Genomic DNA, 13363 nt, shown 5'->3' with positions numbered 1-13363 from the left:
TACAAAACTTCATCTACATCTAGATTTTTATCTAAATAAGCTGAACGCGCTTACAAAGCGTTACAAGACATCAAAAAATGCCAATACTCGACAGAGATAGTAAAAGACTAGCTAACTCGGGGATTCTTTGTCTTTTTTTCTGCTTAGTAAATTTCTTAAACGTTTGCAGCGTAAGTTAGTTGCAATTAAAAGCAGCTTAATCTCGCTTGTCAAGCGTTTAAAACATAAAAAACGCCAATATTTTAAAGCGGATAATAACCCCAGGGCTTCTTTTGCCTTTTTTTTCATTTGGTAAATTTCTTAAATATTTGTGGCTAAACGACAACCGTCATCCCGCTGCTTGTTAGCGGGATCTAGAGATACCGCGAATGAATCGCGGTATGACGTAGGACTGCTGTCATTCCAGTGCTCCTTTTTTTGTCATCCGAGTAGCTGACACTGGGATCCAGGAAACTTATAGCCTTTCTTATAATAGTCCGAATGCGATAAGATATGTGTTTATGGCTACAGCAGGCCAGTAGCATATTACGGTCTGTTCGGATTATTGTAAAAAGAGCTATAACTTTACACCAGGTGAATGTACAATAAGAACTGGATTCCAGACTGGAATGACACCGAAGGGGCTACTGGGATGACAAAAGGGGGCACTGGGATGACAGGAGAAAGAGGTACTGGAATGACAAGAGAGGGTACTTGGGTGACAGGAGGTAATGCAGGAAGTCTAATAACGCAGCAACACAGAACCCCAGGTTAGGCCTGCACCTATTGAAATCAGCAGTGCCAGGTTTCCTAATTTTATTTTTGATTTTTGTATTGCATAATCAAGTGCTAGTGGGATTGATGCCGCTGAAGTATTTGCATGTTGATCAACGGTATTAATCACTTTCTCTATAGGGAAATCTAACTTCTTTACTACTGCTTCAATAATACGAATGTTTGCTTGATGGGGAATTAGCCAGTCAATATCAGTAATTTTCAAATTATTGCATTTCAGAGTTTCCTCTATTAAGGCTGTTAACTTATCCACTGCATGTTTAAACACTTCTCTTCCATTCATGTATATTTTTCCAGAATCACCAGTTGAGGATATCCCTCCGTTCGTACATAGTATGTCCACATTGCCGTCAGAGTATAAGTTTGTTGATATGATGCCGCTGCTACCCATTTCTGATTTTATTATCACTGCACCAGCACCATCACCAAAGAGTACACAAGTTGACCTATCTTCCCAGTCAACAATCCTAGACATTATTTCAGCACCAATAACGAGCGCATATTTAATTCTATTGTTAGATTTTATGAGCGAATCAGCAACTGTAACTGCATATATAAAACCAGAGCATGCTGCTTGTACATCAAAAGCAAATGCGTTTTTACATTTTAACTTACTTTGTACAATCGTTGCACAGCTAGGAAAAGTTTTATCAGGCGTTGTTGTGGCAACTATGATTAAATCAATTTCATCTACTGAAATTTTAGCTTTTTCTATAGCATTTCTTGCTGCATTTACAGCTAAGTCTGATGTTAACTCTCCTTCATCTGCTATATGCCTTTGAACTATTCCTGTTCTCTGCCTTATCCATTCATCGCTCGTCTCAACTATCGATGCAATTTCGTTGTTACTCAACATTTTTCTTGGTAGGTAAGATCCAGTGCTTAATATGAAACTTTTATTCAATATGACTTACCCCGTTAATTATCTTTTGATTTAAATTTTCACTAATTGCATTTACTGCAAATTTTATGGCATGGGCAAAAGAAATAGCATCAGAATTTCCATGACTTTTAATGATGATACCATTCAGCCCTAAAAACATAGCTCCACTTCTAATTTGGGGATTAAAACGCGTTAATGCTTTATTTAGTTTGGATTTTAACAATATACCAACAAGCATTTTCGCTATCCACGAGTTGAATACTTCCTGCTTTATTAGATTGATAAAGGTACTAGCGGTTGCCTCAGCCGTTTTGAGCATTACATTGCCAACAAAACCATCAGCAACAATCACATCTATATTACCCTCTAAAAATTCACTTGCCTCTATATACCCTTTGAAATTAATGCCTGGAGCGTTTTTAAGCAACTCAAAAGCGCCGCGCACTGAGTCATTACCTTTAACTTCTTCTGTGCCGATATTTAGCAAAGCAACTTCAGGATTGTCAATTTTTAATGCTATTTTTGCAAATATACTACCCATTAACGCAAATTGAAATAATGAGTCGGCATTACAATCAACATTTGCACCAAGGTCAAGCAAAGCAAAGCTTTTTGTCTTAGTTGGACAGATAGAGGCAATAGCAGGACGATAAATATTTGGTAATGTTCCTAAAATAAATCTGGAAATTGCCATCAATGCTCCGGTGTTGCCTGAAGATACCACTCCGAAAGCTTTACCTTCTTTCACTGCAACAATTGCAGCTTTCATACTTGAGTCTTTACGATGTCTCAGTGCAAAAGATGGCTTATCATTTGCAAGGACATTGTCAGAACAATGAGTAAACTCAGAATTGTTACTTACTTTTTTGTATTTTGAAAGCAAAGGAGATACTTCTTCCTTATCTCCATAAATATGAAAAAAAACTTTAATGCCTGGGTCAACAAGGTTGTCTAAAAAAAAACCAGCACCCTGAATTACGGAAAGAGGCGCAAAATCGCCCCCCATAGCGTCAAGTGCAATAACTATATTATTATTGACCGTAGATAACATATCATAATAGTCATTCTGCCTGTTGCTTAATGAAAACCCGTTTTCCTTTGTAACTGCCATCAACTGCTACGTTATGAGGCAACATGAATTCCCCAGTTGTTGAACACACCACAACATTCTTAGGCTGAATAGCATGATGAGAACGATGCATATTACGCCTTGACTTTGACTTTTTTCTTTTTGGAACTGCCAAAACTTCCTCCATTCTACTACAAAATACAATACATTAGTAACATGTTTTTTACAGGAAGTAAACAGGGATAGTAAAATAAGTAAGGTTTGCTTATGTAATTGAGTTCTATAGCTAAAGTGGCTTAGGTTTACCTACAATTTGAAAAACCGTCATTCCGCTACTCGTTAGCGGAATCTATACCGCGCATAGCTGTACGAACATTCATTTTTGAAGGTAAATTGCACAACAGATGATGTCATTCCAGTCTGGAATCCAGAAATTTTGCTTATAACTGAGCTGATGAGCTAAAGGTAGTTGTCTTACGCTAAAACAAACGTTTTTAATTAAGTTGCATAGAACCAGTGTCTGGGCACTGGCCCACTGGTGGCCCAAACTACAACGTTCGTACAGTTGTGGATACCGTGGCGGTATGACGTAGGGAAACCTTTCTTGGGTTAAGCTTTAAATTAAAACATCAAGTATATTGAACTTAAAACATATCTCAGCTATACTTTGCGATAAAGTTAATAAAAATTTTAATAAAATCAGTAACTCTAGCTAAAATGAATACAAAGTGAGCTTTTTTGATATAAATAGTGTTAGAATAATTGGTAGGTACTTTATCAATTTTTTGTTAAGGCTTGGTAGTGCATTCATATTTTTTATTCAATCTCTATACCACTGCCTTGTGCCACCATATTATTTTAGCAACATAGCAAGACAAATTATAGAGATAGGCTTTTTCTCTCTGCCAATTGTTGGGCTCACTGGAGTTTTTATAGGAGCGGCAATAGTTTTACAAAGTAGCTTGAGTGACCCATTAATTAACCAAGAACAGATAATACCCAAACTTGTTACGATCACTATCATTAAAGAGTTAGGACCAGTTTTGATCAGCTTAATAATGGTAGGAAAGGTTGGATCATCAGTTGCAGCAGAAATTGGTACAATGCGCATCACCGAGCAAATAGATGCACTTACAACCTTGAACATCAACCCTTTTAAATATTTAATTGCACCAAGGATTTTAGCGTCAATCATAGTATTTCCCATACTTACAGTATGTGCAGATTTAATAGGAATATTTGGAGGATGTATCACTGCAGTCTTCGAATTTAACCACAATTTCAATATATACATTAAACACACAGCTCAGTTCTTTAATACGTATGATTTTATAACTGGGCTAATAAAAGCAACTGTATTTGGCGCCATAATTTCTGTCTCAAGCTGCTATTACGGTTACCATTGCAAAGAAGGTGCACGAGGAGTAGGTGTTGCTACAACATCAACTGTTGTTTTATCGTCCATACTGATCATTTTAGCAAACTACATGATTACTTTGATACATGCGTAACCCCATAATATCAATATTGAACTTAAGCTTATCTTTTGATGATAGGACAGTACTAAAGGATCTAAATTTTGATATATTAAAAGGGGAATCATTAGTCATACTTGGTGGCTCAGGAAGCGGCAAATCTGTATTAACAAAAACAATTATCGGCTTGCTTGCTCCAGACTCAGGGTCTGTTAAAATAAATAGTAAAAGCAAAAATAAATTTGGGGTTTTATTTCAAAATTCCGCTTTATTTGACTACGTTACAGTGTGGGAAAATATATCTTTTAATTATAAAAAGCGCTTTAATATCAGCAAAAAAGAGGCAAAACAGCTAGCAATCGAGAAGTTAAATGATGTTGGACTGGAGGAAAGCATAGCAGATATGTTTCCAATAGAGCTATCAGGTGGAATGAAAAAAAGAGTGGCACTTGCAAGGGCGATTGCACACAATCCAGAAATCATTATTTTGGATGAACCAACTTCAGGATTGGACCCAATTATGTCAGATATAGTAAACGAGATAATAATAAAATTATCTAGAGATCTTAACCCTACAATTATCACGATTACACATGATATTCATAGCGCATTTAAAATAGCTGATAAAATAGCAGTATTATATGAAGGGGAGATCATTTCCCATGGAACTGTTCAGGAAATACAAAATACTAATAACGAATATATAAAAAAATTCATTCATTATATATAGCTAAAGATATATACACTATTGCTAACAGTCATATTTTTAAGTTTTAACTTTGTAAAAGGTAGTGGACATTGGAATTCAGATTTTTTTCAAACTGGATCCTATAGCTAACACGTCATACCGCGATTCATTCGCGGTATCTCGGCATAGATTCCGCTAACTAGTAGCGGAATGACGAATTTGTCGTTTTTCAAATTGTCGTAAGTCAGTTTAGCTATATATAGGATGACAGAAATTGTTTGTATTAGCTATATTCAAAAGCTCTATTGATATTTTGCAATATTTGTGATAAAATAATAGCTTAAGGTTGAGAGTAAAAATTTATGAGTGAAGCTCAAGGTCCAAATATTGCAGAATGGCAAGCGCAGCAGCAACACCAAGAGGCTGCTGGTGAGAAAAGTGGTTTTGGTCTTGGTCATAGTGACTCTGTTTCAACAGTCGTGGATGGAATGAAATGGTTGTTCAACTTTCATGAAGGAGCAATTGCTGCTTATAGTAACGTGTTTGAAGGTTTGGTGAGTGGTAGTAGTCTAGTAACGCTGTTTGGAAAATCAGGTAATATGTTTGGCATAAAATTTCTTGAAGGCCTTGCAGAATATTTTTCAGGTGGAGGTGGGGAAGATATGCCATCAGAAGGAATGGATATGGCTCATGGTGATGAGGGACCTCACTCAGATGATTACCCTCATGCCAATAATGAAATGGCTCATAATGCTGATGGTTTGCAAGACATGCATGATGCAGGTGATCACCATGGTCAATCTTTTTCACCTGGTCCTTCACCATCTGTTGGTGATGACCACGGGCATGAACTTGGTTAAACGCTTAAAAACTGCTGAATAGTATGCGAGAAGGCCTAATAAGAAAAGTTGCTGTTGTTATAATTAACATGAGTTTGTCTTAGTGAAAAAGGTTTCAGTTTTAGGGTCAACAGGAAGTGTTGGAAAAAAGACTGTAGATTTGCTCTCAAAGAGAAAAGAAGAATACCAAGTGGAAGCACTAAGTGCCCATTCGAACTTTGCTCTACTGGCACACCAAGCAAAACTGCTAAATGCAAAATATGTTGCTATCTCCGATGAAAGGCTTTACAAAGATTTGAAAGAAAGTTTACTTGGTACAGATGTAAAAATAGCAATTGGTGCTACAAATATTGCTACCATACCTGTTGATCTCTCAGTTGTTGCAATAGTTGGCATTGCAGGCCTTGGGCCAGTTATGGAAGTTATAGAAAGCGGTACCAAAGTCATTGCATTGGCAAACAAAGAAAGCATTGTTTGCGGTGGAAAGTTATTACTCAAAAAAGCTAAAGAAAAAAATGTACAAATAATCCCTATTGACTCTGAGCACAATGCAATTTTTCAAATTTTGCAAAATGACGACAAATGCGTAGAAAAGATCATACTTACTGCTTCTGGTGGACCATTCTTAAATTATAGCCTTGAGCAATTAAGAAATGTTATGGTAGATAAGGCGCTTAGTCACCCCACTTGGAATATGGGAAAGAAAATCTCGGTTGATAGCGCAACAATGATGAATAAGGCACTAGAGATAATAGAAGCACATAACTTGTTTAATATCAGCCCGGATAAAATTGAAGCAATAGTGCATCCTGAGTCAATAGTACATGGAATTGTAACTTATAAGGATGGGTTCAACTTTGCTGTGCTTGCAGAAACTGACATGGCAATTCCTATTTCATATGCTCTATCTTGGCCGGAAAGATCAGCTTTAAATCGTAAATTAGATTTAACAAAGCAAGGAAAATTGACCTTTCAAGAACCAGACCATAAGCGTTTTCCTGCGCTAAAGCTTAGCATGGCAGTGTTAAACTCTTCTGCTCCACAAACAAACAGTATTGTGCTCAATGCTGCAAATGAAATAGCTGTTAATGAATTTTTGAAGTCACGAATCGGCTTTTTAAAAATAGTAGAGGTAGTGGAATCAACAATGGAAAGTTTTGGTAGTTATACTGATATTAATTCACTATCTGATATAATAAATATTGATTATGAAAGTCGTATTATTGCTCACAAAATTGTTGAAAGTAAAGTTGTTGCGTATAGCTAGAGTAATGTAACCAGACTGCATTCTGTGATTTTTAGCAAAACACGATACACAATCGTCATTCCGCTACTAGTTAGCGGAATCTATGCCGAGATACCGCGAATGAATCGCGGTATGACGGTTCGCGGCGGCATGACGATAAGCTCGTCATCCCGCTGCTTGTTAGCGGGATCTCTTGTTAGCGGCTGAGATACCGCGGCGGTATAGCTATCTTCAAAAATATGGTTGAATAATTGTTAATAATAGTGTATAATTATTAATATTTTTAAGCACTTTGGCTATGGCTTTATCTAAGTTTCTCGAGCCTAAGCTGGATTTAACCTTTAAAAGAATCTTTGGCACTGAAAAAAATAAGAATATTCTCATACATTTTTTGAATGATATTTTAGGGTTTACCGAGATAAATACTATACAAGAAGTGGAATTCCTCAGTACTATAATGGATCCTGAAATTGCCTCTGATAAGCAAAGTATAGTTGATGTTCTTTGCAGGGACTCTAGTGGGGCTAGGTATGTGATTGAAATGGTGCGACCTGAAAGTCTTCGGTCATATTGTTTAAAAGGAGAGGAATTCATTCAGAAAGAAACTGAAAGGATTCTAAAACTTATTAAACCAGATGTTTTGCCGTCTGAGTCTACGCATCAGTGCGAATCGGGCAACCGGTTGGTGCCAAGCGATGCGGACAATGAACCTCCTCTTGAAAAAGAAGATGCTCAATCGTGAGAGGGGCATAAACTGCAAGCATCATGTGGTTGGAGGGCTAGGCTAGTGGTATGGTGAACGTAAGTGAAGCTTTATAAGTACCGATACGATGAAAGAGCTAAAGATGCTGATAAGCTCTGACCAAAAGGTAATGTGGATAAGTTACATTTTTCATTTCTAGATGTACGCAAATAATAACTCCACCGGTATAGAGAAGCCACCTAACCCACTATTGTATGAATGGAGAAACAGGGTAAGCCTGTATTTTCGCCTACATGGCAAGCAAACCGCAAGGAATGCTGATGGAAGTGCAGGTAAAGGAGAATGGAGAAAGCGAATGCCATTTTGTAACGAAATGGATAGAATTTGTAACATTAATTCGCGTGAAAACGAGCAGACTTCCGTTTGGTCCCTCGTGACAAGAAACTTTGTTAACCACTTAAGGTAGGAAAGCAGATGATTACAAGTAAACCTGTAAGTGCATCTACCAAAAGCTTTGAAGCATGGAAGCAGTTGCCATGGAAGAAATGCCAGAAAGTTATTGTGAGGCTACAAAGATGTATTGTTAAGGCTGTCCAAGAAGGAAGATGGGGTAAGGTAAAAACTTTACAACATCTTCTCACACGCTCTTTTAGCGGAAAAGCTTTGGCTGTTAAGAGAGTAACTGAAAACCAAGGAAAAAACACAGCGGGTGTAGATCGTCAACTATGGTCAACTTGCAATGCTAAATTTCAAGGAATAAAGCAGTTAAAGCAAAGAGGATATAAACCTTCTCCGCTAAAACGGATTTATATCAGTAAATCTAATGGCAAAAGAAGACCTCTTGGAATACCCACGATAAAAGATAGAGCCATGCAAGCATTATATCTGTTTGCTCTGGAACCGATAGCTGAAACGATCAGTGATCGTCACTCCTATGGCTTTAGACCTAAAAGATCCTGTGCAGATGCTACAGTAGCTTGTCATTTGTTACTGGCAAGTCGTAATCAACTACAATGGATACTTGAAGGTGATATCAAAGGATGCTTTGACAACATTAATCATGAATGGCTTATGAAGCATATTCCTATGGAGAAAAAAATTCTGCATAGTTGGTTAAAAGCTGGCTTCCTAGAATCAAAAACTCTGTATCCCACAACTGCAGGTACCCCGCAAGGTGGTATAATTTCTCCAATACTAGACAATTTAGCCTTAAACGGACTTGAAAAGTTATTGGAAAGTCGATTTGGTAAACTCGGCAGTAGAAAAAGAAACAAAATCAGAAGTGGAGTGAATGTAATCAGATACGCAGACGACTTTATTATTTCAGGTTTCACACATGAAGTACTGGAAAAGGAAGTTAAGCCTTTAGTATCATCTTTTCTTCATGAGCGAGGTTTAATTCTGTCAGAAGAGAAGACAAAGATTACATCTATCACAACAGGGTTTGACTTTCTTGGTTGTAATGTACGTAGATATAATAAGAAGTTAATTATTAAACCTTCGAAAGAAAGTATTAAAAGACTTCTTAATAAAGCACGTACATTGATAAAAGCAAATATAGCGAACACTCAGGCTATAGTAATTAAGTCACTCAACTCTCTACTGAGAGGATGGGGAAATTACTATCACCATGTGTGTGCTAAAAAAGCGTTTAGAAAGATCGACAATGAAATTTGGCATAGTTTATGGAAATGGGCAAAGAAAGGACATCCTCGTAAAGGATTACGTTGGATAAAGAATCGTTACTTCAAAGTAATGGGTCAACGCCAATGGGTTTTTGCTGCACCCCTATGCAAGAACAAACCAAAAGAGATACGGTATTTAAGACTGCTTAAGCTGATTGATATACCTATCAGACGACATGTTAAAATCAGAGCGGATGCAAATCCCCTTGACTTAAAATGGAAAAAGTATTTTGATGAGAGAGTGAAACGAACAAGAATGTTAGCAAGCTCTTTCTCAAGAGAAGGTTCTCTACTGTTGGTGTCACCATTAAGAATGATGTTTCCTGAGGAATCATGAAGGACAAGCCGGTTCTAGAAAAGAAGAACTTAGATAAGGGGCTCAAGCGTAGTGTTGGGAAACCTGCATGCTGCGTTTCTAAGGGAGGGGGTAGTAGTAATACTGCTTCCTTACCTGACCAGTTTACTAAGACCAAAGGCTTCGAAAAGCGTGCTCAATACTATGCTGCCAAAGCCTACTCAAGTCAAGCTGATCAAGGTGATGATTATCATAACCTCAAAGAAATTATCTTTATTGCTGTTGCTGATTGTATTATTTTTCCAGATAAGGCTGAGTACAAATCTAATCATGTCATTTTAGATCAAAATAGCTTTGAACATGACTTAAAGGATTTTTACTTCGTATTCATAGAACTACCTAAATTTACAAAGACAAAAGAAGACCAACTAGAAAATATAGTAGAAAAATGGTGTTATTTTTTCCGATATGCAGCAGAAACAAGCGAAGAGGACCTAGATAAAATAGTTGGTAGTGACGTAATAATAAAACGAGCTTATGAAGAAATGAATAAGTTTAATTGGTCAGAAGAAGAGTTATAGCATTTCTCATAATAGTCCGAATAGGTCATAGGAAGGCAGAATCAACAGCACGACGAAAGGATTCGAATAGAGGAATGTTTTTCCTGGCTCTGTTTTTTATAGCAAACCAATGATGCTCAATTTTGTTAAAATCTGGAGAATAAGGCGGCAGATACAAAATTTCTGCACCGACTCCTTTAGCGAGCTTGATAAGCTTATCAGACTTATGAAAAGTAGCATTATCAAGAATGACAGTTTGTCCAGGTTCTAAGATCGGTGCCAAAAATTGCTCAAACCATCCATTAAAAATATCCATATTACAGTGGCCTTCAAATGTTAATGGAGCAACTATCTTTCTTCTACTTAAGGCTGCAACCATGCTGATTCGTTGAGTTTTTTTTCCAGATTTTAGGGCATAAAATCGCTGTCCTTTCTGGCAATACCCATATGGATAGTCCTCCGTGTTATCAATCCCAGACTCATCTATATACACTAAGTTTTCTGGTTCTTTTGTTGCTATAATTTTTAAGAATTCAGCACGTTTTTCTTCGTTCCTTTCCTTGTATCCATATGTCTTTTTTTGCGCGTAAATCCAATTTTTCTGAGAGCTCGGTGGATCGTTTCGATACTAACGTTGCCCCAAAGTTTAGCCATTTCCGACAGAGTTTTTCTACCGTGTTTTTTAGCAAATTCGATAAACTTATTCCAGTCGATAATTTTCTGATTGTAACCTCCATTACCGAGTTTTTTGACTGAAAGTCGCCTGTTTCTTTTTTTCTTTGCTTCCACTCCCACAAAGTAGTTCGTCCAATTTTAAATCTTGCTGCCACTGCTTCTCTGCTTTCCCCTTCGTCTAGTGCTTCCATTGCTTTTTTTCTTAAATCATAACTATATGCTGCCGGCATCCAACCTCCTTATCGCCATCTATCCTTAATCTTATCATATCCGGACTTCTGTGGAAAGAGCTATACTGCTCGGGATGAGAATAAATATGGTGGTAAGAACATTATAGGCAAAATTGCTGAACAAATTAAAGAAGAGATATCTAAAAATATAGAAAATAATGATATAGAATTTATAAAACTTAAAGAAAGCAAAAATGAAGATAATATTATTGAGCCTGCCGTAAGAATTGCGATAGGTAGTAATACAAAAGAAATAAGCATGAGTGACATTCTAAATAACGATTTGTGTAAACAATATGGCGTGAAAGCAATTACATTATTGCTACCTCAAAGTAAAGCAAGGGGGCTACGTTGCCGGGTTGATGAACATGGAACAAGAATTTATGAAGTAGCTAATGGGTCATATCAAATGACTTTAAAGTGGAATGCTCAAGGAAAAGAATGTAATATTAAAATTAATATTCATGATAATGGCTCCGTAGAACTTATTGAGGGTAATGGTGTTACTATGGAGCAATTAGCTGCACATAAAGAAGTAAAAGTAGGAAGGCAATATGAAGCAAAGCCTTTACATGAAGTGTTAGCATCACAATTGCCACAAACACAATTACAACAAAGCTCTGAAGAAGTAAAATTTTTGGAGCAGCATTCAACAAATGTAGAAGACTTGAGCGGCGCATCACAAAAGCATCAAGCTCCTGCTGCTTCAAAATAGGTAAAGTAGTGAAAATTCAGTATAAGTTGCTTGCATCTGCAAGTAACTTATACTTTTATGATGAGCAACACAATACTACCAAGAAATTTCTACGAGCGGCCAACTTTGGTTGTAGCCGGGGAGTTATAGCTCTTTCCACAGAAGTCCGGATATGATAAGATTAAGGATAGATGGCGATAAGGAGGTTGGATGCCGGCAGCATATAGTTATGATTTAAGAAAAAAAGCAATGGAAGCACTAGACGAAGGGGAAAGCAGAGAAGCAGTGGCAGCAAGATTTAAAATTGGACGAACTACTTTGTGGGAGTGGAAGCAAAGAAAAAAAGAAACAGGCGACTTTCAGTCAAAAAACTCGGTAATGGAGGTTACAATCAGAAAATTATCGACTGGAATAAGTTTATCGAATTTGCTAAAAAACACGGTAGAAAAACTCTGTCGGAAATGGCTAAACTTTGGGGCAACGTTAGTATCGAAACGATCCACCGAGCTCTCAGAAAAATTGGATTTACGCGCAAAAAAAGACATATGGATACAAGGAAAGGAACGAAGAAAAACGTGCTGAATTCTTAAAAATTATAGCAACAAAAGAACCAGAAAACTTAGTGTATATAGATGAGTCTGGGATTGATAACACGGAGGACTATCCATATGGGTATTGCCAGAAAGGACAGCGATTTTATGCCCTAAAATCTGGAAAAAAAACTCAACGAATCAGCATGGTTGCAGCCTTAAGTAGAAGAAAGATAGTTGCTCCATTAACATTTGAAGGCCACTGTAATATGGATATTTTTAATGGATGGTTTGAGCAATTTTTGGCACCGATCTTAGAACCTGGACAAACTGTCATTCTTGATAATGCTACTTTTCATAAGTCTGATAAGCTTATCAAGCTCGCTAAAGGAGTCGGTGCAGAAATTTTGTATCTGCCGCCTTATTCTCCAGATTTTAACAAAATTGAGCATCATTGGTTTGCTATAAAAAACAGAGCCAGGAAAAACATTCCTCTATTCGAATCCTTTCGTCGTGCTGTTGATTCTGCCTTCCTATGACCTATTCGGACTATTATGAGAAATGCTATACTAGGAAAGATGCTGAAATTTTCTAACTTTAGTGGAATAATAACCGAAGTTGAAGCCTATATAGGAATGAATGACCCAGCTTGTCACGCGGCAAGAGGCTATACTAATCGAACCTCAGTAATGTTTGGTATGCCGGGGTTTTCATACGTGTACTTTATATATGGAATGTATTACTGTTTAAATATTGTAACAGAAACAGAAGGGTTCCCAGCAGCAGTGTTAATACGAGGATTAAAGCTCATTGAACCGCTTGAAGCAAACTTAGGCGGACCAGGAATACTGTGCAAAAGATTAAACATTACAAAAGAACATAATAAGCAAGACCTTACTATAAGCCACAAATTTTGTGTTTATGAATCTCACCTCAACCCGGATTATGTGTGCACTCCGAGAATCGGAATTAGTAAAGGCCAAGAGAAATTTTGGCGGTTTAAGATTTTCTAAACTT

12 protein-coding genes and 6 pseudogenes are annotated in these 13363 nt (G+C 37.1%); 12 read left to right on the top strand and 6 right to left on the bottom strand.

Annotation, left to right across the window (positions count from 1 at the left end):
• Window positions 1-111: 111 nt before the first annotated feature.
• Together ABWU67_RS00495 and ABWU67_RS00490 are read right to left on the bottom strand one after the other, a co-directional pair.
• Window positions 112-288 (bottom strand): hypothetical protein, encoded by a 177-nt coding sequence (locus ABWU67_RS00495; protein ID WP_179945717.1) that lies wholly within the window; start codon window positions 286-288, stop codon window positions 112-114.
• A gap of 65 nt (window positions 289-353) precedes the next feature.
• On the bottom strand, window positions 354-524 hold the full coding sequence (locus tag ABWU67_RS00490; RefSeq protein ID WP_353282032.1) for a hypothetical protein: 171 nt from the start codon (window positions 522-524) through the stop codon (window positions 354-356).
• A gap of 53 nt (window positions 525-577) precedes the next feature.
• Here ABWU67_RS00490 and ABWU67_RS00485 point away from each other — a divergent pair, with 53 nt between their 5' ends.
• Window positions 578-754 carry a hypothetical protein gene (locus tag ABWU67_RS00485; protein ID WP_341821894.1) on the top strand — a complete coding sequence of 59 codons (177 nt, stop codon included), beginning with the start codon at window positions 578-580 and terminating at the stop codon, window positions 752-754.
• Here ABWU67_RS00485 and ABWU67_RS00480 read toward each other — a convergent pair.
• Genes ABWU67_RS00480 through rpmF form a run of 3 tightly spaced genes read right to left on the bottom strand, consistent with a single transcriptional unit; the run spans window position 722 to window position 2901 of the window.
• The gene (locus ABWU67_RS00480) at window positions 722-1678 is read right to left on the bottom strand and encodes a beta-ketoacyl-ACP synthase III (RefSeq protein ID WP_353282031.1); all 957 of its coding nucleotides are present in this window, start codon (window positions 1676-1678) and stop codon (window positions 722-724) included. The two genes, ABWU67_RS00485 and ABWU67_RS00480, sit on opposite strands and share 33 nt — an antisense overlap.
• Window positions 1671-2708 (bottom strand): phosphate acyltransferase PlsX, encoded by a 1038-nt coding sequence (gene plsX, locus ABWU67_RS00475; protein ID WP_353282215.1) that lies wholly within the window; start codon window positions 2706-2708, stop codon window positions 1671-1673. Before plsX ends, ABWU67_RS00480 begins: the two co-directional genes overlap by 8 nt.
• 10 nt (window positions 2709-2718) lie before the next feature.
• Window positions 2719-2901, bottom strand: a complete 183-nt coding sequence (rpmF, locus tag ABWU67_RS00470) for a 50S ribosomal protein L32 (RefSeq protein ID WP_082860917.1) — start codon at window positions 2899-2901, stop codon at window positions 2719-2721.
• 553 nt (window positions 2902-3454) lie between these two features.
• Here rpmF and ABWU67_RS00465 point away from each other — a divergent pair.
• The 7 genes and pseudogenes from ABWU67_RS00465 to ABWU67_RS00435 all read left to right on the top strand — a co-directional run.
• Window positions 3455-4237, top strand: a complete 783-nt coding sequence (locus ABWU67_RS00465) for an MlaE family ABC transporter permease (protein ID WP_353282030.1) — start codon at window positions 3455-3457, stop codon at window positions 4235-4237.
• A complete protein-coding gene (locus tag ABWU67_RS00460; RefSeq protein WP_006279859.1) occupies window positions 4230-4931 on the top strand; it encodes an ABC transporter ATP-binding protein in 702 nt (233 codons plus the stop codon). The genes ABWU67_RS00465 and ABWU67_RS00460 overlap by 8 nt, the downstream gene beginning before the upstream one ends.
• A gap of 320 nt (window positions 4932-5251) precedes the next feature.
• Window positions 5252-5749: a hypothetical protein gene (locus ABWU67_RS00455; RefSeq protein ID WP_182367341.1), complete on the top strand. Its 498-nt coding sequence runs from the start codon at window positions 5252-5254 to the stop codon at window positions 5747-5749.
• Between the two features lie 82 nt (window positions 5750-5831).
• Window positions 5832-6995 (top strand): 1-deoxy-D-xylulose-5-phosphate reductoisomerase, encoded by a 1164-nt coding sequence (gene dxr, locus ABWU67_RS00450; RefSeq protein ID WP_070356952.1) that lies wholly within the window; start codon window positions 5832-5834, stop codon window positions 6993-6995.
• A gap of 277 nt (window positions 6996-7272) precedes the next feature.
• A pseudogene (locus ABWU67_RS00445) lies at window positions 7273-7518 on the top strand (PD-(D/E)XK nuclease family transposase); the annotation flags it as partial.
• Between the two features lie 633 nt (window positions 7519-8151).
• Window positions 8152-9699, top strand: coding sequence for a group II intron reverse transcriptase/maturase (gene ltrA / locus ABWU67_RS00440; RefSeq protein WP_353281921.1), 1548 nt, complete (start codon window positions 8152-8154; stop codon window positions 9697-9699).
• Window positions 9696-10235 (top strand): annotated as a pseudogene (locus ABWU67_RS00435) (PD-(D/E)XK nuclease family transposase); the annotation flags it as partial. The gene ltrA and the pseudogene ABWU67_RS00435, both read left to right, overlap by 4 nt.
• 28 nt (window positions 10236-10263) lie before the next feature.
• Here ABWU67_RS00435 and ABWU67_RS00430 read toward each other — a convergent pair.
• A pseudogene (locus ABWU67_RS00430) lies at window positions 10264-11122 on the bottom strand (IS630 family transposase).
• Window positions 11123-11381: 259 nt separating this feature from the next.
• Here ABWU67_RS00430 and ABWU67_RS00425 point away from each other — a divergent pair.
• The 4 genes and pseudogenes from ABWU67_RS00425 to ABWU67_RS00410 form a co-directional block, all read left to right on the top strand.
• Window positions 11382-11837 carry a hypothetical protein gene (locus ABWU67_RS00425; RefSeq protein WP_264705938.1) on the top strand — a complete coding sequence of 152 codons (456 nt, stop codon included), beginning with the start codon at window positions 11382-11384 and terminating at the stop codon, window positions 11835-11837.
• A gap of 60 nt (window positions 11838-11897) precedes the next feature.
• Window positions 11898-11963, top strand: a pseudogene (locus tag ABWU67_RS00420) (3-methyladenine DNA glycosylase); the annotation flags it as partial.
• A 63-nt stretch (window positions 11964-12026) separates the two neighbouring features.
• Window positions 12027-12885: pseudogene (locus ABWU67_RS00415) on the top strand (IS630 family transposase).
• 27 nt (window positions 12886-12912) lie between these two features.
• A pseudogene (locus ABWU67_RS00410) lies at window positions 12913-13359 on the top strand (DNA-3-methyladenine glycosylase); the annotation flags it as partial.
• Between the last annotated feature and the right edge of the window lie 4 nt (window positions 13360-13363).

The sequence above is a fragment of the Wolbachia endosymbiont (group A) of Aleiodes leptofemur genome, assembly GCF_964028465.1.
GTDB lineage: Bacteria > Pseudomonadota > Alphaproteobacteria > Rickettsiales > Anaplasmataceae > Wolbachia > Wolbachia pipientis.
This window is presented reverse-complemented; position numbering and strand designations above follow the sequence as displayed.

Bases quoted from the DNA above. Each gene is read 5' to 3' on its own strand.
- ABWU67_RS00495 (WP_179945717.1), bottom strand. From the start codon at position 288: ATGAAAAAAAAGGCAAAAGAAGCCCTGGGGTTATTATCCGCTTTAAAA.
- ABWU67_RS00460 (WP_006279859.1), top strand. From the start codon at position 4,230: ATGCGTAACCCCATAATATCAATATTGAACTTAAGCTTATCTTTTGAT.
- ltrA (WP_353281921.1), top strand. From the start codon at position 8,152: ATGATTACAAGTAAACCTGTAAGTGCATCTACCAAAAGCTTTGAAGCA.
- ABWU67_RS00490 (WP_353282032.1), bottom strand. From the start codon at position 524: ATGCTACTGGCCTGCTGTAGCCATAAACACATATCTTATCGCATTCGG.
- ABWU67_RS00455 (WP_182367341.1), top strand. From the start codon at position 5,252: ATGAGTGAAGCTCAAGGTCCAAATATTGCAGAATGGCAAGCGCAGCAG.
- plsX (WP_353282215.1), bottom strand. From the start codon at position 2,708: ATGTTATCTACGGTCAATAATAATATAGTTATTGCACTTGACGCTATG.
- ABWU67_RS00485 (WP_341821894.1), top strand. From the start codon at position 578: ATGTACAATAAGAACTGGATTCCAGACTGGAATGACACCGAAGGGGCT.
- ABWU67_RS00425 (WP_264705938.1), top strand. From the start codon at position 11,382: ATGAGTGACATTCTAAATAACGATTTGTGTAAACAATATGGCGTGAAA.